Source organism: Caulobacter sp., from assembly GCF_039596335.1.
Classification (GTDB): domain Bacteria; phylum Pseudomonadota; class Alphaproteobacteria; order Caulobacterales; family Caulobacteraceae; genus Caulobacter.
This window is the reverse complement of record NZ_JBCNJZ010000007.1, coordinates 204,825-228,641: the sequence shown is the minus strand read 5'-3', so window position 1 is coordinate 228,641 and position 23,817 is coordinate 204,825. Positions and strand designations below refer to the sequence as shown.

Genomic DNA, 23,817 nt, shown 5'->3' with positions numbered 1-23,817 from the left:
GATGTCGGCCGGGTTTCGGCTACGACGTCCAAGGCGTCAGCGCCTGTTTCGGAGCCTCGTTTCGTGGTCGATGTTTTTGACGAAGTCGAAGAGCAGCTTCGCGGGGAGCGCTATCGCAGCCTGGCGAGCAAGTCGCTGCCCTGGGTGGCGGCGGCTGTCGCGGCGGCGGTGATCGGCGTCGGCGGCTACTGGGGCTGGGATTCGTACCAGACGTCGCAGGCCAACAAGGCCTCGGAAGGCTACCAGGCCGCGCTGGAAGCGGCGCAGAAGAACGGTCCGAGCAAGGCGTTCGACCAGTTCAAGGTCGTCGCCGACGGCGGCGCGCGCGGCTACAAGGCCCTGGCCCTGATGCAGATGGGCGACATCCGCATCGAGGAAAACAAGACCAAGGAAGCCATCGGCTACTTCGACGAGGCCGCCAAGGCCGCGCCGGACGCGCTGATGGGCGACCTGGCCCGCCTCAAATCCGCCTTCGCCCTGATGGACACGGCGTCCTACAAGGACATCGAAGCGAGGTTGACGCCTTTGGCGGGGGAAAAGAGCCCGTACCGCGTGTACGCCAAGGAAGCCCTGGCGTTCGCGAAGCTGCAGGCGGGCGATCAAGCCGGCGCGCGCGGCGATTTCGTGGTCCTGGCCAACTCGCTGGACAACACCTCCGAGGAAGTCCGCCAGCGCGCCCAGGCCGCCATGCAGATGATCGATTCCGGCTCGGCCAAGGAACTGGCGGCCGCCGTGAAGGCCGCCGCGGCCCTGCCGCCGACGCCGCCGATCGGCCTGGCGCCGCCGGCTGCCGCTCTTAACGCCGCTCCCAACGCCCAATGAGCCGCCTGATGATTTCCAAGCGTTCCGTCGCCCTGGTGGCGCTGATGTCGGCCTCGATGGCCGTCACCGGCTGCTCGACGGTTTCCAAGCTCAATCCCTTCGGCGGCAAGGACAAGAACAAGTCCACGGCCAGCCAGGGGCAGCGCATCTCGATCATCGCCTTCGACCAGAAGGTCGAGGCCAACGAGGGCCTGAAGGGCGCCGACTTCTATCTGCCCGAACCGGCCGTCCAGGCCGAATGGCGCCTGCCGGGCGGCAATGGCGAGCAGTCGGTCGAGCACGTCGACGCCGGCAAGGACTTCCAGATCGCCTGGAAGCGCGGCTTCGGCAAGAAGAGCGGCCGCAAGTTCCACGTCACCGCTCCGCCGGTGGCCTCGGGCGAGCGCATCTACGTCATGGACGGCATCGCCGAGGTCTCGGCCATCGACGCCAAGACCGGCTCGGTCCTGTGGAGCAAGGACCTGCGTCCGGCCGCCGGCCCGACCCGCAAGGGCGGTTTCCTGGGCCTGATCCCGCAGAAGAACGACCGCTCCGGCTTCGGCGGCGGCGTCGCCCTGGGTCCGGACAACAAGCTCTATGTCGCCTCGGGCTTCCGCTTCGTGGCCCAGATCGATGCGACCAACGGTAATCTGAACTGGACGCAGCCGGCCTCGACCCCGATCCACGGCGCCCCGACGGTCGTCGATGGCCGGGTGTTCGTCGTCTCGACCGACAACGAGCTGCTGACCTTCAACGCCGAGACTGGCGCGCCGGGCTGGACCTACCAGGCCCTGAGCGAACCGGCCCGCATCCTGGGCGCCTCGACCCCCGCCGTCAGCGGCGACACCGTCGTGGCCGGCTTCGCCTCGGGCGAACTGGTGGCCCTGCGCGCCGCCAACGGCAACGACCTTTGGAACGAGGCCCTGTCGCGCGCCAGCCGCACCAATGCGCTGTCGGAAATCCGCGACATTCCGGGCCGTCCGGTGATCTACAAGGGCGACGTCTTCGCCGTCAGCCACTCGGGCGTCTTCGCCGCCACCGACCTGCGTACGGGCCAGGCGCGCTGGACCCTGCCGGTCACCGCCATCACCACGCCGTGGGCCGCCGGTGACGTCGTCTACGTGGTCGACAAGGCTGGCCAGGTGATCTGCGTCTCGCGCGAGAACGGCTCGATCTACTGGATCCAGGACCTCAACAACACTGAGGCCCTGTCCAAGAAGCAGAAGAAGAAGCGCGCGAAGCATCCGATCCTGTGGTCGACGCCGATCCTGGCCAATGGCCGCCTAATCACGGTGTCCAGCGCCGGCGAGGCTGTGGCCCTGAACGCCAAGACCGGCGCCAAGGAAAAGACGCTGAAGATCGGCTCGTCGGTTCTGCTGAACCCGATCGCGGTCGGCAACATGATCTACCTGGTCACGGACGACGCCGAACTGGTCGCCATCCGCTGATCCTTCGGCGGGGCGACCCGCCGGATACTCTGAAATGCTTGCAGCCCGGGTCCGCGAAAGCTGGCCCGGGCGTTCGCTTTTCCGGCTTCTTTTGCGGGAAACGCGAAAATCGACTACTGGACGCCTATGCCTTTGAAACTCGCCATCGTCGGCCGCCCAAATGTGGGCAAGTCCACGCTGTTCAATCGTCTGGCCGGCAAGAAGCTGGCGATCGTCGACGACCAGCCGGGCGTTACGCGCGACCGCCGCTACGCCTCGGGCAACCTGGGCGATCTGGAACTGGAACTGATCGACACCGCCGGCTTCGAGGACGTCGCCGACGAGAGCCTGGAAGCGCGGATGCGCGCCCAGACCGAGCTGGCGATCGAGGAAGCCGATCTCTCGCTGTTCATCTATGACGCCCGCGAGGGCGTGACGCCGCTGGACGAGGTCTTCGCGGCCCTGCTGCGCCGTCGCGGCAAGCCGGTGATCATCGCCGCCAACAAGGCCGAGGGCAAAGCCGGCCAGTCGGGCATCGGCGAAGCCTACAAGCTGGGCCTGGGCGAGCCGATCCCGATCTCGGGCGAGCACGGCGAGGGCATGGCCGAGCTGTACGCCGCCATGCTGGCCGCCGTGCCCGAGGAGCTCTACACGGGCGACGAGGACGACGAGGACAAGCCGATCCGCCTGGCGATCGTCGGCCGTCCCAACGCGGGCAAGTCGACCCTGATCAACCGCCTGATCGGCGAGCAGCGCCTGCTGACCGGTCCGGAGGCTGGCATCACCCGCGACTCGATCTCGGTCGACTGGGTCTGGGGCGACAAGAAGGTCCGGCTGGTCGACACGGCCGGCCTGCGCAAGAAGGCCAAGGTTCAGGAGAAGCTGGAAAAGCTCTCCACCCAGGACACCATCCGCGCCATCACCTTCGCCGAGGTCGTGGTGCTGGTCATGGACGCCACCCACCCGTTCGAGATCCAGGATCTGCAGATCGCCGACCTGACCGAGCGGGAAGGGCGAGCCCTGGTGTTCGTGCTGGCCAAGTGGGACCTGATCGAGGACCAGGCCGCGACCCTGGCCGCGTTCCGCGAGCACGCCGAGCGCATGCTGCCCCAGGTGCGCGGCGCGCCGGTCGTGGCGCTGTCGGGCGAGACCGGCAGTGGCGTCAACAAGCTGATGCCGGCCGTGCTGAAGATCCACAAGGACTGGTCGACCAAGGTCAAGACCCGCGACCTGAACGACTGGCTGCAGATGGCCATGCAGCGCCACCCGCCGCCGGCCGTCAGCGGTCGCCGCGTGAAGCCCAAGTACATGGCCCAGACCAAGGCCCGTCCGCCGACGTTCGTGCTGTTCTCCAGCCGCGCCGACCAGATGCCCGACCACTACCGGCGCTATCTGATCAACAGCCTGCGCGAGAGCTTCGACCTGCCGGGGGTGCCGCTGCGCATCACCATCAAGTCGGGCGCCAACCCCTATGCCGACGGCGAGGCCAAGGGCCACTCGGGTCGCGGCAAGCGTGAGTTTGAACGCCGCGAGCGTGAGGAGGAACGCATCCGCGCCTCGCGCAACACGGTCAAGAAGTCCAAGCGCCTGGCCGAGGAAGCCGCCGCCAAGGCCGCCATCGAGGCGGGCCTGCCCGATCCGCGCGAGGCCAAGCCGGTCAAGAAGAAGGCCACGCCCAAGGCGGCTCCGGCGACCGCGCCCGTCGAGGGCGCCGCCGCGGCCGAGCCCGGCAAGGCCGCCGTCAAGTCGGTCAAGAAGCTGGGCCCCAAGGTCCAGAAGAAGGTCTCGACCACGCCCAGCTACAAGGTCGGCGCCAAGTCGGCCGGCGGCAAGGCCGCCGCGCCGCGCCGTCCGACCGCCGGGTCGCGCACCGTGCGCGGCAACACTGGCCCCGCCAAGAAGCGCTGAGCCTAAACTTCGCCATAAGCGTTCAGCCTCTTGAGGGCTGAACGCGGAGGTGGGTGATGCGAGGACTAGGGCTGGCGCTGATCGTGGCGGCGCTGCCGGCCGTGGCCGGGGCGCAGGACTACAAGCCGGTCGTCTGCAAGAGCGCGGTGACCTATGCCGGTCCGCCTCTGCACGCGCCGGTGACGCCGCCGCTGCTGGCGGAGGTCCCCAAGGCTGAGCTCGGACCGGTTCTGGAAGCCCGCTTTGATGAGGCCTTTGTCCAGGCCAAGACCGCGCTGAAGGCGCCGGCCATGACCGCCGCCGTGCTGATCCCGGGCAAGGGCGCCTGGGAGCGCACCGACAGCGGCGACCAGCCGCCGCTGCTGTTCTGGGCCAGCGCCGGCAAGAGCCTGACCGCCATCGTGACCCTGCAGCTGGTCGAGGCCGGCAAGCTGAAGCTCGAAGACCCGATCTCGAAGTATGTCGCGGGCGTGCCCAATGGCGACGTTGTGACCCTCCGTGACCTGCTGGCCCACACCGGCGGCCTGTTCAGCGCCAACGAGGACCTCAAGGCCCGCGCCGCCCGCCGCGCCTTCACCCTGGACGAGGACGTCAAGATCATCGCTCGTCACGGCGCCATGGCCTGCCCGGGCGAGCGCTGGCGCTATTCCAACACCGGCTACGCCCTGCTGGGCAAGGTGATCGAGACCGCCGACGGCCGCTCCTGGCAGGAGGCGGTCGACGCTCGCATTATCCAGCCGCTGGGCCTGAAGACGCTGCGGATGCTGGAGGCGGGCGACAAGGCCGAGGACACGGCCCGGCTGGTCTCGGCCAAGGAAGCGCCGATCGAGCCCGCCTGGGCCGGTCCGGCGGGCCCCGCCGTGGGCTCGGCCGGTGACATGGCCCGGGTCTGGGCCGCGCTGCTGGGCGGCAAGCTGCTGAAGCAGGAGACCGTTCAGACGATGTTCGGCAAGCTGTATCCGATGTTCGACGCCGGCAGCTTCTACGGCCTGGGCGTGATGGCCCTGGAGGTCCCCGCGCCGCACGGCGGCAAGGATCTGTGGCTGGGCCATCTGGGCGGCACGCCCGGGGCCAGCGCGATCGTGGCCTATTCGGTCCCCCAGGGGACGGTCGTGGCCGCCGCGATCACCGGTGACGGTTCAGCGGCGGCCGTGGCGAACCTGCTGCTGCGGCAGGTTCTGATCGTTCACTAGAACTCTTCCCACTCCGGCGCTGCGGCGGCGGCCGTGGCGGCCGAGCCCGGGCGGGCGAAGGCCTGGATGCGGGCGCGCTGTTCGGCCACCGCGTTTCGGGCCGGCGCGCGGGGTGCAGCGGCGGCGGCGGGTTGGGGCCGGCGGGCCACGGCGACGTCGCCGACCTGGAAGCGGCCCACTTGGCGGGCCAGGTCCTGGGCCTCGCCGCGCAGATTGGCCGAAGCGGCGTTGGCCTGCTCGACCATGGCGGCGTTCTGCTGAGTCACCTGGTCCATCTGATTGACCGCGGCGTTGACCTGGTTGAGGCCCGTGGCCTGTTCCTGTGAGGATTCCGCGATCTCGCGGATCAGGCCGTTGATCTCACCGACCTTGTTGACGATGCCGGCCAGCGCCGTGCCGGTCTCGCCGACCAGCTTGACGCCGCGATCGACTTGGGCGGTCGAGCTGGAGATCAAGGTCTTGATCTCCTTGGCGGCGTCGGCCGAGCGCTGCGCCAGGGCGCGAACTTCCTGGGCGACGACCGCGAAGCCGCGACCGGCTTCACCGGCGCGGGCCGCCTCGACGCCGGCGTTCAGGGCCAGCAGGTTGGTCTGGAAGGCGATCTCGTCGATGACGCCGATGATCTGGCTGATCTGGGCCGAGGACTTCTCGATCTCGCCCATGGCCGAGACGGCCTCGCGGACAACCTCGCCCGAGCGGTCGGCGTCGGTGCTGGCGGCCGAGGCGGCGCTCAAGGCCTGCTTGGCGCCGTCGGCGCTGCGGCGAACCGTGGCGGTGATCTCGTCCAGAGCCGCGGCCGTCTCTTCCAGGCTGGCGGCCTGCTGCTCGGTGCGCTTGGACAGGTCGTCGGAGGCGCTAGCGATCTCGTTGGCCCCGCTTTCCATGCCGCGCGCGCCCTCGGCGATGGCGGCCATGGCGCTGCGCAGGCTGTCGATGGCGGCGTTGAAGTCCTCGCGCAGCTGGGCGTAGCGGCCGTCGAACTGGGCCTCGATGCGGGCGGTCAGGTCGCCTTGCGCCAGGCGGCCCAGGCTTTGGGCCAGGACCGAGACGACGTGCTCCTGCTCTTGCTGGACCTGTTCGCGTTCACGCTCGACGCGCTGGCGCTCGACCTCGACGTCGGTGATGTCGGCGGCGAACTTGACCACCTTCACCGGCTTGCCGGTCTTGTCGAAGATCGGGTTGTACGAGGCCTGGATCCAGACGGCGCGACCGCCCTTGCCGACGCGGCGGAACTTGTCGGCGAAGAACTCGCCGGCGTTCAGGCGGCGCCAGAAGTCGCGATAATCACTGCTGGCCGCGTACTCGGCGTCCACGAACAGTCGGTGGCTCTGACCCTGGATCTCCGGCAGCGTGTAGCCCAGGGTCTTCAGGAAGTTCTCATTGGCCGTGATCACCGAGCCGTCGAGATTGAACTCGATCACGGCCTGCGAACGCTGCATGGCCGCCACGATGTCCTCGAGGTCGGCCAGGCGGGCCGACGCGTTGCCATCTTCGCGATTGAAGGAGAACAGCGCCATGTAAATCCAGGTCCCGGCCGCAAGAGAAAGGAGAAGTTGCAGCCAAGCTCTCGTTTAGGGTGGTTAACGAGAAACTAATTTTGGATCCAGTTTACACAATGTCACAAAACTACGTTCTTCAATGATCGTTACGGTTGGAATTTCTGTTTTGAAGACAACTTTGAGGTTTATACTGCTTGATAGCGATCACTTTGGAACTTGATCGCTACTAGGCGTCGATCGAGGGTGATTCTTGCCCGCGCTCCTTGAACCGCACCACGCCCTTCGGCGATTCGCGATCGGGGCGCACCAAGTCGACGATGAACGGCACGATGGTCTCGGGGGCGGGGACGGTCTTGGGATCCTCGCCCGGGAAGGCGCCGGCCCGCATCTTGGTGCGCATGGCGCCGGGATCGACGCACAGGGCGCGAACCGAGGTGTTCTCCATCTCGTCCGCATAGACGTCGACTACCGCTTCCAGCGCCGCCTTGGTCGCCGCATAGACGCCCCAGAAGGCCGGGCGGGTCTTGGCGACGCTGCTGGAGAAGAACAGGGCCCGGCCGGCGTCCGACGCGCGCAGCAGCGGGTCCATGGCCCGGATCAGGCGCCAGTTGGCGGTCAGGTTGGTCGACAGCACCATGTCCCAGCCCTTGGGGTCCAGATGGCTGACCGGGGTGAGGGGGCCCAGCAGGCCCGCCGCGCCGATGACGATGTCCAGCTTGCCCCAGCGCTGATGGATGGCGGCGCCCAAATGGTCCAGACCATCGGCCTCGCGCAGGTCCAGCGGCACCAGGGTGGCGCGCTCGCCGGTCGCCTGCAGGATGGCGTCGTCCAGGGCCTCGAGGGCGCCTTGGGTGCGGCCCACGGCGATCACGTGGGCGCCGGCCTCGGCGAGGCCCAGGGCCACCGCATTGCCGATGCCGCGCGTGGCGCCCGTGACGAGGGCGATGCGGCCGGCCAGCGGCTTTTGGGAGTCGGTAGTCATGGCGCGGTTTCTAGAACAGGCCGGGCCAAACGGGAACCTTGGAGGCTCCTTAAGCTTCTGCGGCTTCCGCTTTCTTGGCGTAGTGCTGGGCGATGACCGAGCAGGCCATCAGCTGGATCTGGTGGAAGATCATCAGCGGCAGAACGATGATCCCGGCCGTCGGGCCTGGGAACAGGATGTTGGCCATCGGCACGCCGGTGGCCAGGCTCTTCTTGGAGCCGCAGAAGGTGATGGCCTTCTCGTCCTCGGGCGAGAAGCCCAGGGCCCGCGCGCCATAGGTGGTGGTCGCCAGCACGATGGCCAGCAGCACGCCGCAGACCACCAGCAGGATCGCCAGCTGCCCCGGCGAGATCTTGTGCCAGATGCCGCCGACCACGGCCTCGCTGAACGCCGAGTAGACGACCAGCAGGATAGAGCCGCGATCGACATAGCCGATCAGATCCTTGTGGCGGGCGATCCAGGCGGCGACCAGCGGGCGGGCCAGTTGGCCGGCGATGAACGGCAGCAGCAGCTGGACGACGATGTCGCGCACCGACTCCCAGCCGCCGGCCGCGCCGCCTTGCGTCTGCATCAGCAGGCTGACCAGCACCGGGGTGATGAAGATGCCGAAGAGATTGGAGGCGCTGGCCGCCACGACGGCGGCGGCGACATTGCCGCGCGCGATCGAGGTGAAGGCGATCGAGGACTGCACCGTCGAGGGCAGGCAGCACAGGAACAGAATGCCGGCCGCCAGGGTGGTGGGCAGCACGCCGATCTTGCTGAACACCAGGCCCAGGATCGGGAACATCACGAAGGTGAAGCCCAGGATCAGCAGGTGCAGTCGCCAGTGGGTGAGACCGGCGACGGCCGACTCTCGAGACAGCTTGGCGCCGTGCAGGAAGAACAGCAGGGCGATGGCCAGCTTGACCACCAGATCCAGGCCGTGCGCGACCTCGCCCCGCACCGGCAGGATAGAGGCCAGTACGACCATGCCGAACAGCGCCAGCACATACGGCTCGAGCTTCAGCTTCTCGAGAACGCCCTTCAGCCCCATCCCAGTCGGACGATCTTAGGCGCTGACCAGCAGCGACAGCTGCTTGTCGTTGGTCTCGTTGCGGCCCTCGGCGATTTCGCGGTCCGTCAGACGGGTCGGATAGTCGCCGGTGAAGTAGTGGTCGGTGAACTGCGGGGCGGCCGGGTCACGCGGACCGGCTTCCAGGGCGTCGTACAGACCCTCGACCGAGAGGAAGCCCAGCGAGTCGACTTCCAGGAACTTGGCCATCTCTTCCAGCGACTTGTTGGCCGCCAGCAGCTGCTCACGCTCCGGCATGTCGATGCCGTAGAAGTCGGGCCACTTGATCGGCGGGCTGGCCGAGCGGAGGTGGACCTCCTTGGCGCCGGCTTCGCGGACCATGCGGACGATCTTCAGCGAGGTGGTGCCACGCACGATGGAGTCGTCGATCAGCACCACGCGCTTGCCGGCCAGGATGGCGCGGTTGGGGCTGTGCTTCATCCGCACGCCCAGTTCGCGAACGCCCTGGGTCGGCTGGATGAAGGTGCGGCCCACATAGTGGTTGCGGATGATGCCCATCTCGAACGGGATGCCGCTCTCCTGGGCGAAGCCCAGGGCCGCCGGCACGCCGCTGTCGGGCACGGGCACGATCACGTCGGCCTCGACGCCGGTTTCCTTGGCCAGGTTCCGGCCCATGCGCTTGCGCACGCCATAGACCGAGCGGCCGTTCACGACGCTGTCGGGGCGGGCGAAATAGACATATTCGAAGACGCAGGGCCGCGCGGCCTTGGTCTGGAACGGCTTGGTGGAGGTGATGCCGGTCTCTTCGATGACCACCATCTCGCCATGCTCGATGTCGCGCACGAAGCGGGCGCCGATCATGTCCAGCGCGCAGGTTTCCGAGGCCAGGACCGGCTTGCCGTCCAGGTCGCCCAGCACCAGCGGGCGGATGCCCAGCGGATCGCGCAGGCCGATCATCTTCTTGTTGGTGATCGCCACCAGGGCGTAGCCGCCCTCGATCTGGCCGACGGCGTCGACGAAGCGGTCGACGATCTTGGCCTTCCGCGAGCGGGCGATCAGGTGAAGGATCACCTCCGAGTCCGAGGTCGACTGGAAGATCGCGCCTTCCTGCACCAGGCGCTCGCGCAGGGTCAGGAAGTTGGTCAGGTTGCCGTTGTGGGCGATGGCCACGCCGCCGGTCTCGAGATCGGCGAACATCGGCTGGACGTTGCGGATGCCCGCGCCGCCGGCGGTGGAGTAACGGGTGTGGCCGATCGCCAGGTTGCCGGGGAGGCGCTGCACCAGGTCCGAGCCGGTGAAGGCGTCGCCGACATGGCCCATGTGGCGCTCGGTGTGGAAGCGGTTGCCGTCGAAGGCCGCGATGCCGCAGGCTTCCTGGCCGCGGTGCTGCAGGGCGTGCAGGCCCAGCGCCGCGATGGCGGCGGCGTCCCGGACGCCGAACACGCCGAACACGCCGCACTCCAGGCGCAGCGTATCGTCTTCAGGGTCACGTTGCGGCGTGGACGAATAGCGGTCGGTCGACTGGCCCAGGAAGCTCATCGCGATTTCTCCACCAGGTCGTCGAGTTTGCGACGCTGGTCTGCATCATAGCCTTTTCCGGACGACTTCTCGCCGGACCTATTGTCGCCATCCGCATGGACGGCGTCGGTAATTGCGGGCGCCAGCTTGCCGGCCAGCGCCTTGCCCTTGGGCGCGAAGACCTTCAGCACTTGGCCGCTGGCTTCGGACAGGGGGTAGAACAACGAGTCTTCCACCCAGCGCGGCATCCGATCCGGCGGGGTGGCCAGGTGCAGCAGCAGGTTGAAGACGCCCAGGACCACGCAGGCGCGGATCACGCCGAACGTGGCGCCGACCGCACGATCCAGCGTTCCGGCCGAGGTCTCGTGCAGGCTCGCGGTGACGCGACCGCCGATCAGGCGGAAGATCACGAAGAAGACGACGAACACCACCAGCACCGCCGCGGCGGTCGCCGCCCAGTCGGGGTCCATGAGGTCGCGGAAGATCGGGCCGCTGATCCGCAGGCCAAACAGCGCCACGGCGGCGGCCAGGATGAACGACAGGGCCGAGGTCAGCTCGCGCGAGGCGCCGCGCACCCAGCCCATGACGGCGGAAACCAGCAGCAGAAGTCCGGCGATGATGTCGAACGGCGTCACGCGTGGGTGCTCCAGATCTCGTCGCCGATGCGGCGGACGGCGTCGGCCAGGCGGGCGACCCCGGCCACGGGCAGGACTGTGCCGCCTTCAGGCTGGCCGGCGAGCGGTCCCAGCGCCCGGCCGAATCCCAGTTTCGCGGCTTCCTTCAAGCGTGACTCCATTCGGCTGACCGCCCTGACCTCGCCAGACAGGCTGAGTTCGCCGAACACCACACAGTTCTGGGGCAGGGCCACGTCGAGGGCTGAGGAGGCCAAGGCCGCCGCCGCCGCGAGGTCCGCCGCCGGTTCCGTGATCCGCAGGCCGCCAGCGACGTTCAGATAGACGTCCTTGTCGCCAAAACCAAGGCCGCATCGGGACTCCAACACGGCCAGAACCATGGCGAGGCGTCCGGAATCCCACCCGACGACCGCGCGGCGCGGCGTTCCGTACGCGGAGGGCGCGACCAGGGCCTGGAACTCCACCAGAACGGGCCGGCTGCCCTCGATGCCGGCGAACACCGCTGCGCCCGCCGCGCGCTCGCCGCCTTCGTTCAGGAACAGGGCCGAGGGGTTCTTCACTTCGCGCAGGCCGACGTCGCCCATCTCGAAGACGCCGATCTCGTCGGTGGCGCCGAAACGGTTCTTAGCGCCGCGCAGAATGCGGAACGGATAGCCGCGCTCGCCCTCGAATGAGAGCACCGCGTCGACCAGGTGCTCGACCACGCGCGGGCCGGCGATCTGGCCATCCTTAGTGACGTGGCCGACCAGCAGGATGGCGACGCCTTTCTTCTTGGCCAAGCGCACCAGTTCGGTGGCGCAGGCCCGCACCTGGGTGACGGTGCCAGGGCCGGCCTCGTGGGCGTCGCTCCACATGGTCTGGATGGAGTCGATGACCACCAGGTCGAAGCTGTCGCGCTTGAGGCCATCAAGGATGTCGCGCAGAGAGCTCTCGGCGGCCAGGCTGACATTGGCCTTGGCGAGACCCATGCGCTCGGCGCGGCCGCGGATCTGCTCGACGGCTTCTTCGCCGGAGATATAGGCGCAGGACACGCCTCGCAGGGCGGCGCTGGCGCAGACCTGCAGCAGCAGAGTGGATTTGCCCACGCCCGGGTCGCCGCCGATCAGGAGAGCCGAGCCCGGCACGACGCCGCCGCCGCAGACTCGGTCGAACTCACTGACGCCGGTCAGGATGCGCGGGGGCGGGGGCGTGTCGCTTTCCAACCCGGTGAACTGCAGGCCGCGCACGCGGGTGGCCTTGGTCGACGACAGCGCGCCGGGCGGCTTGGCGCCGACCTCCTCGACCAGGGTGTTCCAGCTCTGGCAGGCAGGGCACTGTCCGGACCACTTGGTCTGGACCGCGCCGCAGGACTGACAGGCGTAGACGGCGCTGTCGCGGGCCATGGGGACTTCCTGATTCTCGAATGACGGGAGACTACAGGGTTGCGGGGCGCTGCGCCAAAGCCGGACGCAGCCAAGGCCCCGCCAGGCGCGTTTGCCTGTGGAGAAGAGGAGAGGCGCATGACCCGAGCTTGGAGCGCGGTCGCCGTCACGGCGCTGATGCTGGCCGGTTGCGGTCCCCAGGGCGATAAGGCCTCGACCGCGCCGGTCGAGGTGAACGGCCAGCAGACCAACCTGCGCGAGCTGGAGAAGGCCTCGGCTCGCGCCGAGAAGGCCGCCGTGAAGGGAACGAGCGCTCTGACGCCTGCGGGGCTCCCGAACCTGCTGCCGGCCAGCGTCGGCCATCATCAGCGCGTCGATGTGCGTAGCGAGACCGGCCCCGAGCCCGACATGACTACGGCGATCGGCCACTACGCCAAGGGGGCGCAGGTCTTCGAGTTGCGAGTCACCGACCTGGGCGCCATCGGCTCCGTCGGCGCCGAGCCCTCGGCCGTGGGCGCGGCCAGCGAACGCAAGACGGCGACCGGCTACGAGAAGGTCTCGACCGCTGCCGGGCGCACGATCACCGAGCAGTGGAGCACGAGCGCCAGGACTGGCCGTTACAGCATCGTCGCCGCCGACCGCTTCGCGATCTCGGCGGACGGGGCGGCGGACGACGTTGACGTGCTGAAGGTCGCTGTCGAGACCGTCAACGGCGCGCGGCTCAAGGCCCTTTCCGCGAAGGACTAGCGGCCGACTGGCTGATCACGACCTTTTGCACGCCCAGGCCTATGCGGCGCTGGTCCTGAGGTGTCGGCAGCTTGGCGTTGGGGATGGCGAAATCCAGCATTACGCCGCCGTCCGGTCCGATCAAGTCGGCCGGGACGATGACGGTGTAGGGCCGCCAGTCGATCCGCTCGACCGTCCAGTCGGCCAGTTTACGGCCAGCCATAGAGACGGCGATCGGCTGCTGGCTTGCGGGAGGCTCGGCGAAGGCCAGGGCGTGCAGTTCGATGACCAGCGGCGCGCCAGGACGGACGCCGGGTGCGCTGAGGCGCATCGCGGCCGCCCCGCCGTCAGACCAGACGCCGGTCGGCTCGGGCACAGACCAGCCCTGGACCAGTTCCGGCGCCTTCTGGCCGGTGTCGAAGCGGATGGTGCCGAGCACGCGCAGGTCGGCCAGCACCGGCGTCAGGCCCGGCAGCAGGCCCAGGTCGCGCCCGCAGATCAGGCCGCGTGGCAGGCGTTGGCAATCGCCGCGCTTGGCGAGGCGCTCGATGTCCGCGCCGAGGCTGGCGGCCAGGGCGACCGTGATCCGGCGGTCGCCCGGCGCGGCGGGGGCGAACAGCTGCGCCTTCGACGTGCAGTCGTGGCCCGGATTCTGGGCCGTATAGGCGCCGTTCGAGGTTCCGCCGGTGCGAGTGGCGGCCAGGGACAGCTGGGCGATCTCCTGCCGGTCGGCGGCGTCGGTCGTGCAGTAGAAGGTCGGGGCGAAAATCCACGGGCGACCTTGCAGGCCCGGCGCGGTCTCCAGTTCCACCGGATGCAGCGGACCGGGCGCGCGCACGAAGCTGTCGCGGGTCCGCAGGCGGATCTGGCTGGTGTCGGCGATCTGCAGGGTCAGGACCAGCACGGTCAGCGCGGCGGCGGTGACGGGCCGTCCCAGCTGCGACAGCCGCAGGGTCGAGACCGCGATCAGCAGATAGGCCACGCCCCAGAAGAACCGGCCATGGGCGCGGAACAGGGCGAGCCACGCCAGCGGCCCGGACGGCTGCGGCCCTTCGAACAGCAGGTGCATGCCCAGGAACGGGCGCGGGCCGATGGCGGCCAGGGTCAAGGCGACGGCGGCCAAGGTCAGGGGCAGCCAGCGTCGCAGCCAGTCGCCGGACGGCTTGGCCACGCGGATCGCCGAGACGATCAGCAGCAGCACGCCCAGGCCCAGATACGCATAGCCCTCGAACGCCTGGCCGCCGCTGGCGTCGACCGTGCCGGTGAACCAGCCGCCGTTGTAGGTCTGACCGAACAGCGCCGAGCCCTGTGGCAGGACCGGGCCCAGGATATTCATCGAGTAATAGCCGATCATCCCGCCGGCGGCGGACTTGGCCGGCGCGGCGCCGTAGCCCAGCACGAAGGCCGAAAGCCCCAGGCTGGCCAGCACGATGACAGCGGCAACGGCCGAGCGGCGTAAGGCGTGGGCGCGGCCCTGGGCGATCTCGGAGACGAGGGCCGCGGCGAAGGCCAGGCCGATCGGTGGCAGGTGATAGGCGTGCAAGCCTGCAGCCGCGGCGGCCAGAGCGGCGAAAGCGGCGATCCGTCGCTTGGTCAGGCCCTCGCGGGCGCTGGCGACCGAAACGGCCAGGGCCAGCAGGATCAGCCAGTGGCCGGTCAGGGCGACGTGACCGTGGCGCAGCAGCCAGGCCGGCAGCAGTAGGGCCAACACTCCGCCCAGGATCTGGAACACGGCCTGGCGCACGCCCAGGGCGCGCAGCAGGGCCAGCATGGCCAGCGGCTGCAGCACATAGGAGGCCAGCAGGAACAGGCCCAGCGGATTGACCAGCTTCCAGGCGCCGGTGGCCTTCAGGACCAGGGTCAGCCAAGGCAGGCTGTCGGTATAGACGACCGAGATCGTCGCCGGGGCCAGCAGCCGGTCCGACAGCGTGAAGGGAAAGCGCCAGGGGCCGTGGAAGATCGCCTCGGCGCCGGCCAGCATGGCGGCCATATCGGCGCTGGGCGCGCGCCAGAACGGCGAGCGGGCGCTGACGATCCCGAGACCGACCAGGTGATGGAAGAGCAGGAGCGCCAGGGCGGCCAGGCCTAGGGCGACGAGGCCGTCACGCTTTTCGATCGCCAGGACGGCCGTCGTGGCGCGGCGCACGCGCTCGCCCAGCGCCCGGATGATCTCAAGCATGGCCTACGTCCCCAAATCGGTGACCGACATAGGGTTGCGTCGGCGGACGCGTCAACCGCGGCCCAGGACCACCTTCCGGGCGCGCGGGGCGATGCGGGTCAGGAGTTCGTAGGCCGAGGTGCCGGCGGCGCTGGCGGCCTCGTCGATCGGCAGATTTGGGCCGAACAGCTCGACCATCGCCCCGGGGCGGGCGACGTCGCAGTCGGTGATGTCGATGGCGATCAGGTCCATCGAGACCCGGCCCAGCATCCGGCGGCGGGCGCCGTCGAACCAGGCCTGGCCGTTGGGGTGGCTCGACCGCAGCACGCCGTCGGCATAGCCGGCCGCCAGGATCGCCACGCGGGTGGTTTCCGACGCCGTCCAGCCGGCGCCGTAGCCGACGCTCTCGCCGCGCGGCACGACGCGGACCTGCAGGATGGGAGCCTCGACCGCCGCGACGGGGCGGATGTCGGGATGCGGGACGCCTTCGGGACCGCCGCCATAGAGGCTGATGCCCGGACGGGCCTGGTCAAAGCGATAGGCCTCGCCCAGGAACAGGCCGGCGGAATTGGCCAGGCTGCGGCGCACGCCGGGCAGCAGGGCCGTGGTCTCCTCGAAGCGCGCCAGCTGGGTGGCGCTCATCGGGTTGTCGGGCGTGTCGGCGCAGGCCAGGTGGCTGATGACCAGCTCAAGATCAAGGCGCTTGAGGCGATCGAACGCGCCCAGCAGCACCTTCAGCTCCTCGGGGCGCAGACCCAGGCGGTTCATGCCGGTGTCGAGATGCAGCGCGGCCTTCAGGCGACCCGATCGGGCCTGGGCGTTCCAGGCCTCGATCTGCGGCAGACTGTTGAGCACCGGCGTCAGACGCGCGCCTTCCAGCGCGTCGCCCGAGCCCGGCGTGGCGCCGTCCAGCACATAGATGGTCGCCTCGCGGTCGCCCAGCGCCTGGCGCAGGGCCACGCCCTCGGACAGACGGGCGACATAGAAGCTGCGCGCGCCGTCCTGCCAAAGGCGGTCGGCGACCAGGGCGGCGCCAAGGCCATAGGCGTCGGCCTTGACCGCCGGTGCGATCTCGGCCCCACCGGCGCGCGCCTTCAGCGTCGCGTGGTTGGCGGCCAGGGCGTCGAGGTCGAGGGTCAGGCGGGCTTCGGTCACGGGTGAGGGGGTAGCTGACGCAGCCCTGGCGTTCAACGCCCTTAAGCGTGATGAGCGGTCAGGAACTTGGCCATCAGGTTCTCGGCGCCCGAGGCGATGATCTGCACGCCGATGCACAGCAGCAGGAACGCCACCAGCCGCGACAGCACCCGGGCGCCGGACGGACCCAGCAGGCGCATGACCCGTCCCGAGGCGCTGTAGAAGCCCCAGACCATCAGGGCGACCACGGCCGCCGCCAGGCCCGCGCCGATGAAGAACGGGGCCACGGCCGCGCCCTCGGTCGGACGCTGCGACGACAGGGCGATGGCGACCGAGATCGAGCCGGGACCAGTCGTGAACGGCATGGTCAGCGGGAAGAAGGCTACGTCCTCATGACTCTGGGCCGGCTCGGTCTGGCTGGCCTTGCGGTCTTCCTGCTCCTGCGGATCCATCAGGAGGCTCCAGGCGCGGATGGCGACCACGAGGCCGCCGGCCACCCGCAGGGCGCCCAGGCTGACCCCGAAGAAGTTCAGGATGTAGCCGCCCAGGAGCAGCGAGCCCAAGAGCACCAGGAAGGCGTAGAAGCCGATCTGCCGCGCCAGCTTGCGCCGCTCGTCGCGCGAGCGGCCGCCCATCGCCTGATGGAAGATCAGCGAGGCCCCGACCGGATTGACGATCGAGAACAGCGCCGGAAACGCCAGCAGGAAGGCGCCGATCAGGCTGGAGGTGGGAAGAGGGCTGAAGTCCATGCGACTCGTCGAACTGAAAGGCGAGGCGGCGACCGTGGCCCTATGGGTCGCCGTTCGTCAAACCACGCTTTACTCGTCCGACGGAATGTTCCGCGCCTGGGCGAAGTAGTGGTCGCGGGCCAGGTTGCCGAAGCGGGTGGTGTCGCTGTTGAACGACAGGCGTACGGTGCCGATGGGACCGTGACGCTGCTTGGCGATGATCACCTCGGCCAGGCCGTGCAGGCGGTCCATCTCTTCCTGCCATGTCAGGTGCTCGGGCGTGCCTTCGCGCGGCTCGGCGCGGCCCACATAGTATGCCTCGCGGTACACGAACCAGACCATGTCGGCGTCCTGTTCGATCGAACCGGATTCGCGAAGGTCGGACAGCTGGGGCCGCTTGTCGTCGCGCTGTTCGACCTGACGCGACAGCTGTGAGAGGGCGATGACCGGGCAGGCCAGTTCCTTGGCCAGGGCCTTCAGACCCATGGTGATCTGCGAGACTTCCTGAACGCGGCTGGCGTTGGACGACAGGTCCGAGCCGGTGACCAGCTGCAGGTAGTCGACCACGACCAGATCCAGGCCGTGCTGGCGCTTCAGGCGACGGGCGCGGGCGGTGAGCTTGGCGATCGAGATACCACCAGTGGCGTCGATGAACAGCGGCGCTTCCTGCAGTTCCATGGCCGCGTCGCGGACCCGGCCGAACTCCGAAGCGTCGATCTCGCCCTTACGCAGCTTGTCACCCGAGACGCCCGAGGCGTCAGCCAGCATACGCAGGGCCAGCTGTTCGGCGCTCATTTCCAGCGAGTAGAAGGCCACCACGCCGCCCTGAACGGTCTTCTTGGTGCCGTCGGGCTGGATCTCGTAGGCGTATTTCTTGGCGATGTTGAAGGCGATGTTGGTCGCCAGCGCGGTCTTGCCCATCGACGGACGGCCGGCCAGGACGATCAAGTCGGAGGGGTGAAGGCCGCCGATCTTCTGGTCCAGGTCCATCAGGTCGGTGGAGACGCCCGACATGCCGCCGTCGCGGCTGTAGGCCTCGGCCGTCATCTCGACGGCGCCGCGCAGGGCGTCGCCGAACGAGACGAAGCCCGACGAGGCGGTGCCGCTTTCGGCCAGGCTGTAGAGCTGCTGTTCGGCCGCCTCGATCTGGTCGCGGGCGGTCTTCTTCTCCTCGTCCTTGCCGACGCCGGCGTGGGCCGTGGTGGCGATGTCGCCGCCGATGCGGATCAGCTCGCGGCGCAGGGAGAGGTCGAAGATCACCCGGGCGTAGTCGCCGGCGTTGGCGGCGGGCGGGGCGCGGTCGACCAGGTCGGCCAGGTAGCGCAGGCCGCCCAGCTCCTCGAACGCGGGGTCCTTCTTGAACTCGTCGGCCAGCAGGATCGGCTCGGCGAGCTGGCCCTTGCGGACGTGGGTCTCGATCGCCTGGAACAGACGCGCGTGGAAGGGCTCGTAGAAGCAGCGCGCCTGCAGGCTGTCGGTCAGACGCTCGTAGGCGGCGTTGTCGTAGAGAAGGATACCCAGCAGCGCTTGCTCGGCTTCCATGTTGTGCGGCGCGACGTTGATCGCGGGCTCGGGAGCGGGGGGCGGGAGCAGGTCGAGGGCAGGCACGAGGGACATCGGCGGAAAATAGCGCGAGGGCGGAGGCAAGAGTCACCGCAGTTACAACAATCCCCAGGACACGAGAGGCTGGGGGTATCCTGTGCATATCTCTGCAAGTGCGAAGATGTGCAAGTGCACCGGCTTTTGTGCGCGACCGCTTCTGACGCAGGTGAAAAGAGGGCGCGGAGATCGCTCTCCGCGCCCAAACGTTTGCAGACCGCCAAGGTGTTGACGGATCTGTGGATAACTACCAGTTGACCGCCAGGCGGGCATAGGCGAAGCGGCCGTTGAAGCCGAACGGCGAGAAGCTGGACCAGGGATTGCCGCCGCTGGTGTTCAGGTTCGGCGGAACCTGGGCGGGATACTGGTCGAACAGGTTGTCGGCGCCGATCGAGACGGTGGTGTGCTGGCCGAAGCGATAGCGCGCCTCCAGGTCGACGATGCCTTGAGCGCCCGTGTACCAGTCGCCGCTGCCGTCGGCGGCGGTGCCGGGCGAAAGGACGTCACCATAGAGCGTGGTGCGCAGGGTGGCGCCCCACGGGCCCTTGCTCCAGTCGCCTTGCAGCGAGACCTTGGTGCGCGGGGTGCCTTCCTCGAAGCGCAGGGTGGCCTGGCGGGCGAACAGGGTGACCGGGGTCGGCAGCACCGTGGTGGTCGGCGTGCGGTTGACCTTGAAGTCGTTGATGTTGGCCGCCGCGGTCAGGTCGAAGTTGCCGGCCTGCTCGTCGGTGATGCGGTAGCGCGCGACGATGTCCACGCCCTTGGTCTTGGTGTCGACGCCATTGGTGAAGAAGCGGCCCGCCGAGGCGCCCGCCGGCGACAGCAGGTCGAAGATCACCCGGGCGTTGGTGCCCGGCGCGGCCGTCGCGCTGCCCGTCAGGGTCTCGGTCAGGACGATGCGGTTGTCGACCTTGATCTGATAGGCGTCGACCGTCAGCTCGAACGGACCCTTGTGGTAGACGAAGCCCAGCGAATAGTTCTCGGACTTCTCGGCTTCCAGCGGCTTGCCGCCCAGGGCGCGGCCCACCAGGCTGACCGACGGATAGGTGCCGGTCTCGAACGGCACGGCCGTCGTCACGCCGCCGACCGTCTGGTTGATGTACAGGATCGAGGTCGAGGTGAAGTACTGCTGCTGCAGGCTGGGGGCGCGGAAGCCCGTCGACGCCGCGCCGCGGATGGCGAAGGCGTCGGTGAAGTCGTAGCGGCCCGACAGCTTCCAGCTCGTATTGGTGCCGAAGTCCGAATAATCCTCGTAGCGGACGGCGGCCGAGCCGGTCAGCTTCTCCGTCAGCTTGCCTTCCAGGTCCAGATAGACGCCCACGGCGTCGCGATCGACGTCGACGACGTTACTGGGCGTGAAGCCGGTGAAGCCGCGCGAGCCGAAGGCCAGCGAGGGCGAGACCGTGCCGCGGGCGTAGGACGCCACTTCGCCGGCGTTGATCTTGTAACCCTCACGGCGGGCCTCGACGCCGAAGGCGACGTTCAGAGGACCGGCCAGGCCGACCTCGAACGCGCGGCTGGCGTCCAGGCCGAACACCAGCTGGTCATAGGTCAGGCCGCCGGCCTGGAAGCTGGTCGGCGAGGTCGGGCCATACGACGGGTTGATGGTGTTCTTGACCCCGAAGTCCAGGTCGTTCTTGCCCCAGACCAGGTTGGTGTCGATCTTGAAGCCGGCCAGTTCGCCGCGCAGGCCGATGGCGGCGGTGGCGTCCTCGGTGTCCGTCGTGATCAGCGGCAGATAGCCGTTCGGATAGACGCTGGGGATGTTCTGGCTGGCGTCGGTCGGCAGGCGATAGGTGGCCGAGGCCTCGGCGTCGCGCTGCTGATAGCCGTACCAGCCATAGGCTTCCCAGGTCTCGCCCAGCGGCTTGCCGGCGTTGGCGTAGAAGCTGACCTGCTCGACTTCCGGATCGCCGAAGCGCGAGGTCACGCGCTGGGGCGTCACGCGGGTGTCGGTGTCGCTGCGGTTTGTGAAGCCGCGGTCCACATATTCGGCCGACAGCGTCAGGAAGCCGTCCGAGCCCAGCTTCAGGCCTTGCCAACCCGAGACCGTCTTGGTCACGCCGTCGCGGCGCTTCTGCTTCTGGCCGGTCTGCAGGCCATCGAAGCTGGTGATGTACTTGCCGGTGGTGACGGTGACGCCGCCGCCGCTGCTGGCTTCACGCAGGCGCAGGTTGATGACGCCGGCGATGGCGTCCGAGCCGTATTGGGCGGCGGCGCCGTCGCGCAGGACCTCGATCCGCTCCAGCGCGACCGACGGAATGGCGTTCAGGTCGACGGCGGCCGAACCGCGGCCCACCGAGCCGTTCAGGTTGACGAGGGCGGTGGCGTGGCGGCGCGTGCCGTTGACCAGCACCAGGGTCTGGTCGGGGCCTTGGCCGCGCAGCACGGCCGGGCGGACCGAGTCGGTGCCGTCGGTGTTGGACGGGCGCGGGAAGTTGATCGACGGGACGGTGGCGGCCAGGGCCGTGGCCAGCTCGGTCGAACCGCGCTGCTGCAGGGTCTTGGCGGTGACCACGTCGACCGGCGCCAGGCTGTCCAGGCGGGTGCGTCCGGCGGTGCGGGTGCCGGTGATGACCAGCTCTTCGACATTGGTGTCGTCGGCGCCGGCGGCCCCGGTCGTCTGGGCTTGGGCCGTGGCGGAGAAGGCCGTCAGCGAGGCGGCGGCCAGCAACAAGCTTCTGTAACGCATGAGAAATCCCCTCTTGGCCGGAGCGCCGACGTCGGCCGTCGCGCTCCGAGGCGGGGGTCTTGATCGCCCCCGACGGAACCATGGATTCCCGTCACAAAAGCTACAAGTGGAACATTTCTAGGCGATAGCGCAGAAAAAAACGGCGCGGATTGCTCCGCGCCGTTTCCTTGAAAGCTTGAAATCCCGAGAGAGGATTAGGCTTCGTAGTGGTCGCCTTCGAACGAGCCGGCGCCGCCTTCCGCCATGTCTTGGGCGGCTTCGGCTTCGGCCGCGCGATCTTCCTCGAACTGCGAGTTGATCACGTTTTCACCGCGCGCTTGACGCTCGGCTTCGTCGGCGCTGCGCGCGATGTTGAGCGTGACCGTGATGGTCACTTCAGCGTGCAGCTTCACCTTCACTTCGTGGACGCCCAGCGTCTTGATCGGCTTTTCCAGCACGATCATCGAGCGGTCGACCTTGCCGCCTTCGGCCTTGATGGCGTCAGAGACGTCGCGACCGACGACCGAACCGTACAGCTGGCCGCTTTCGCCAGCCTGACGGATCAGGACGTACTGGGTGCCGTCCAGCGACTCACCGTTCTTGCCGGCGGCTTCGCGGTTGCGGACGTTGCGAGCTTCGATCTCGGCGCGTTGCGCTTCGAAAGCAGCTTCGTTGGCCTTGGTGGCGCGCAGAGCCTTTTGGCGGGGCAGCAGGAAGTTACGGGCGAAGCCGTCCTTCACGGTGACCACGTCGCCCAGGACGCCGGTGCCTTCAACGCGTTCGAGCAGAATGACTTTCATCGTGGTGTCTCCCTTACTTCACGACGTAGGGGAGCAGAGCCAGGAAGCGAGCGCGCTTGATGGCCTTGGCCAGTTCGCGTTGCTTCTTGGCCGACACCGCGGTGATGCGCGACGGAACGATCTTGCCGCGTTCCGAGACGTAACGCTGCAGCAGCTTCACGTCCTTGTAGTCGATCTTCGGCGCGTTGGCGCCCGAGAACGGGCAAACCTTGCGGCGACGGAAGAACGGGCGGCGAGCGCCACCAGCGGCGGCGGCCGGAGCGGCGGCGCCGGTTTCGGGAGCAGTCGTATCGGTCATGATCTTCAGTCTCCCTTACGCTTGAGCCTGGGGCGCGAAATCTTCGCGCGGGCGGTCCGAGCGTTCCGGACGGTCCGAACGTTCCGGGCGATCGCCACGGTCACGACGGGCCAGAACCGGCGACAGTTCCAGGTCCAGCTCTTCGACGCGGATCGTCATGAAGCGCAGAACGTCTTCATTGATCAGCAGCTGGCGCTCCATTTCCTTCACGGCCGGCGCCGGGGCGTCGATCGCGAGCAGGGAATAGTGGCCCTTGCGGTTCTTCTTGATGCGGTAGGTGAGGTTGCGAAGGCCCCAGTACTCGATCTTGGCGATGTGGCCGCCATTCTCTTCAATGAGGGTCTTCAGTTGCTCGTTCAGAGCTTCGGCCTGTTGCGGCGAGATGTCCTGCCGCGCGATGACCACGTGTTCGTAGAACGCCATGTTTTCCTTCTTCCGTTATGGAAGGCGGCGCAGTCGACGACGGAAGTCCGTCAACCACGATGGATCCTGCAAGCCGAGCGGGGAAATCCCCGGTCCCGGATGGGTGCGTGCAAGACCGCCTTCCGTGAGAACGCGCGCTACTACAGGAGACGCGCGGCGAAGGCAAGCTGCGGTGGGTGTTCGCCGCCTACAAGCGCATCAAAGTGTGGCCTGTCCGACAAATGGCCCGTTCGGGGCTTCAAGCCCGTACCCGATTATGGTAGCTCGCCCCTTATGGTGATTGGGACACGCCATCTTCTGTTCGCGTTTGCGACGGCGCTCGCCGTTGGCGGTCCCGCCTGCGCCGAGATCGTCCAGAAGCCGGTCACGTCGGTTTCGGCCGCCGATGGCCGCTTCACCGGCTATTCCGCCGCCTTGCCGCTGGATCTCTCCACCGACACCGAGAAGGTCAATCTGACGGTCCGCTCGTCGGGCATGATCGAGAGCCCGACCTACGACGTCGATCTGAACCTGCTGCAGAAGCCCAGCGAGGCCAAGGTCGGCCAGCGGTCGATGGCGGTCGGCGCGTCCTGGAACGAGCACGAGGCGCGCCTGCGCTCGTCGATGTCCAAGGCGTTTGGCTTTGGCATGCTGCCCAAGTCGAACTTCGTCAGCGTCTCGATGGACATGAACGCCAGTCAGCCGATGACTGTACCCGGCGCGATCCCTGTGACCCGCGCCAACATCCGCTCGTCTCTGACCCTGGACGGCAAGCCGGTCGGCTCGATCGCCTTCGGCGGCGGCTCGACGGGCGAGGAGGGCGTGGATCTGGCCCTGAACCGGCCGTTCGACATCCCGGCCGAGTTCACCTTCAGTGTGCGTGGGACAAACGCCGGCAGCGAAGCCTGGCGCGTTCAGGACGCCCGCGCGATGGTCAAGCTGCTGAAGACGAACTGGTAAGCCCGCCT

20 protein-coding genes are annotated in these 23,817 nt (G+C 68.3%); 6 read left to right on the top strand and 14 right to left on the bottom strand.

What is annotated here, in order from left to right; genetic code table 11:
* Positions 1–63 precede the first annotated feature (63 nt).
* The 4 genes from ABDW31_RS16435 to ABDW31_RS16420 all read left to right on the top strand — a co-directional run bounded on the left by ABDW31_RS16435 (position 64) and on the right by ABDW31_RS16420 (position 5,329).
* Complete coding sequence (locus tag ABDW31_RS16435) at positions 64–822, top strand: tetratricopeptide repeat protein (protein WP_184719190.1); 759 nt, start codon at positions 64–66, stop codon at positions 820–822.
* Positions 819–2,249 (top strand): PQQ-like beta-propeller repeat protein, encoded by a 1,431-nt coding sequence (locus ABDW31_RS16430; RefSeq protein ID WP_184719191.1) that lies wholly within the window; start codon positions 819–821, stop codon positions 2,247–2,249. Before ABDW31_RS16435 ends, ABDW31_RS16430 begins: the two co-directional genes overlap by 4 nt.
* A gap of 126 nt (positions 2,250–2,375) precedes the next feature.
* Positions 2,376–4,136 (top strand): ribosome biogenesis GTPase Der, encoded by a 1,761-nt coding sequence (gene der, locus ABDW31_RS16425; RefSeq protein ID WP_184719193.1) that lies wholly within the window; start codon positions 2,376–2,378, stop codon positions 4,134–4,136.
* 56 nt (positions 4,137–4,192) lie between these two features.
* On the top strand, positions 4,193–5,329 hold the full coding sequence (locus ABDW31_RS16420; RefSeq protein WP_184719195.1) for a serine hydrolase domain-containing protein: 1,137 nt from the start codon (positions 4,193–4,195) through the stop codon (positions 5,327–5,329).
* On the opposite strand, the gene ABDW31_RS16415 is transcribed toward ABDW31_RS16420, so the two are convergent.
* The 6 genes from ABDW31_RS16415 to radA all read right to left on the bottom strand — a co-directional run bounded on the left by ABDW31_RS16415 (position 5,326) and on the right by radA (position 12,354).
* Positions 5,326–6,846 carry a methyl-accepting chemotaxis protein gene (locus ABDW31_RS16415; protein ID WP_343699104.1) on the bottom strand — a complete coding sequence of 507 codons (1,521 nt, stop codon included), beginning with the start codon at positions 6,844–6,846 and terminating at the stop codon, positions 5,326–5,328. The genes ABDW31_RS16420 and ABDW31_RS16415 overlap by 4 nt on opposite strands.
* Positions 6,847–7,054: 208 nt before the next feature.
* Positions 7,055–7,810, bottom strand: a complete 756-nt coding sequence (locus ABDW31_RS16410; RefSeq protein WP_184719199.1) for an SDR family NAD(P)-dependent oxidoreductase — start codon at positions 7,808–7,810, stop codon at positions 7,055–7,057.
* Between the two features lie 49 nt (positions 7,811–7,859).
* The gene (locus ABDW31_RS16405) at positions 7,860–8,843 is read right to left on the bottom strand and encodes a bile acid:sodium symporter family protein (protein WP_184719201.1); all 984 of its coding nucleotides are present in this window, start codon (positions 8,841–8,843) and stop codon (positions 7,860–7,862) included.
* Between the two features lie 15 nt (positions 8,844–8,858).
* Positions 8,859–10,361, bottom strand: coding sequence for an amidophosphoribosyltransferase (gene purF, locus ABDW31_RS16400; RefSeq protein WP_184719203.1), 1,503 nt, complete (start codon positions 10,359–10,361; stop codon positions 8,859–8,861).
* On the bottom strand, positions 10,358–10,975 hold the full coding sequence (locus ABDW31_RS16395) for a CvpA family protein (protein ID WP_184719205.1): 618 nt from the start codon (positions 10,973–10,975) through the stop codon (positions 10,358–10,360). Before ABDW31_RS16395 ends, purF begins: the two co-directional genes overlap by 4 nt.
* The gene (gene radA, locus ABDW31_RS16390) at positions 10,972–12,354 is read right to left on the bottom strand and encodes a DNA repair protein RadA (RefSeq protein ID WP_184719207.1); all 1,383 of its coding nucleotides are present in this window, start codon (positions 12,352–12,354) and stop codon (positions 10,972–10,974) included. Before radA ends, ABDW31_RS16395 begins: the two co-directional genes overlap by 4 nt.
* Positions 12,355–12,471: 117 nt before the next feature.
* On the opposite strand from radA, the gene ABDW31_RS16385 reads away from it, so the two are divergent.
* Positions 12,472–13,080, top strand: coding sequence for a hypothetical protein (locus tag ABDW31_RS16385; protein ID WP_184719209.1), 609 nt, complete (start codon positions 12,472–12,474; stop codon positions 13,078–13,080).
* Here the strand turns inward: ABDW31_RS16385 and ABDW31_RS16380 are convergent.
* From ABDW31_RS16380 to rpsF, 8 genes are all read right to left on the bottom strand, one after another.
* Positions 13,055–15,238: a hypothetical protein gene (locus ABDW31_RS16380; RefSeq protein WP_184719211.1), complete on the bottom strand. Its 2,184-nt coding sequence runs from the start codon at positions 15,236–15,238 to the stop codon at positions 13,055–13,057. The two genes, ABDW31_RS16385 and ABDW31_RS16380, sit on opposite strands and share 26 nt — an antisense overlap.
* Positions 15,239–15,289: 51 nt before the next feature.
* Positions 15,290–16,372 carry an alanine racemase gene (alr, locus tag ABDW31_RS16375; RefSeq protein ID WP_184719212.1) on the bottom strand — a complete coding sequence of 361 codons (1,083 nt, stop codon included), beginning with the start codon at positions 16,370–16,372 and terminating at the stop codon, positions 15,290–15,292.
* A gap of 41 nt (positions 16,373–16,413) precedes the next feature.
* Entirely contained in the window at positions 16,414–17,100 is a 687-nt protein-coding gene (locus ABDW31_RS16370) for a MarC family protein (protein ID WP_184719214.1), read from the bottom strand.
* Between the two features lie 69 nt (positions 17,101–17,169).
* Positions 17,170–18,696, bottom strand: a complete 1,527-nt coding sequence (locus ABDW31_RS16365; RefSeq protein ID WP_184719216.1) for a replicative DNA helicase — start codon at positions 18,694–18,696, stop codon at positions 17,170–17,172.
* Positions 18,697–18,925: 229 nt separating this feature from the next.
* A complete protein-coding gene (locus ABDW31_RS16360) occupies positions 18,926–21,370 on the bottom strand; it encodes a TonB-dependent receptor (protein WP_184719218.1) in 2,445 nt (814 codons plus the stop codon).
* Positions 21,371–21,564: 194 nt separating this feature from the next.
* On the bottom strand, positions 21,565–22,149 hold the full coding sequence (gene rplI, locus ABDW31_RS16355; protein ID WP_184719220.1) for a 50S ribosomal protein L9: 585 nt from the start codon (positions 22,147–22,149) through the stop codon (positions 21,565–21,567).
* Between the two features lie 13 nt (positions 22,150–22,162).
* Positions 22,163–22,447, bottom strand: a complete 285-nt coding sequence (gene rpsR / locus ABDW31_RS16350; RefSeq protein WP_101712927.1) for a 30S ribosomal protein S18 — start codon at positions 22,445–22,447, stop codon at positions 22,163–22,165.
* Positions 22,448–22,462: 15 nt separating this feature from the next.
* Positions 22,463–22,870 carry a 30S ribosomal protein S6 gene (gene rpsF, locus ABDW31_RS16345; protein ID WP_184719221.1) on the bottom strand — a complete coding sequence of 136 codons (408 nt, stop codon included), beginning with the start codon at positions 22,868–22,870 and terminating at the stop codon, positions 22,463–22,465.
* A gap of 273 nt (positions 22,871–23,143) precedes the next feature.
* On the opposite strand from rpsF, the gene ABDW31_RS16340 reads away from it, so the two are divergent.
* Positions 23,144–23,809: a hypothetical protein gene (locus ABDW31_RS16340; protein ID WP_184719223.1), complete on the top strand. Its 666-nt coding sequence runs from the start codon at positions 23,144–23,146 to the stop codon at positions 23,807–23,809.
* Positions 23,810–23,817: the final 8 nt, after the last annotated feature.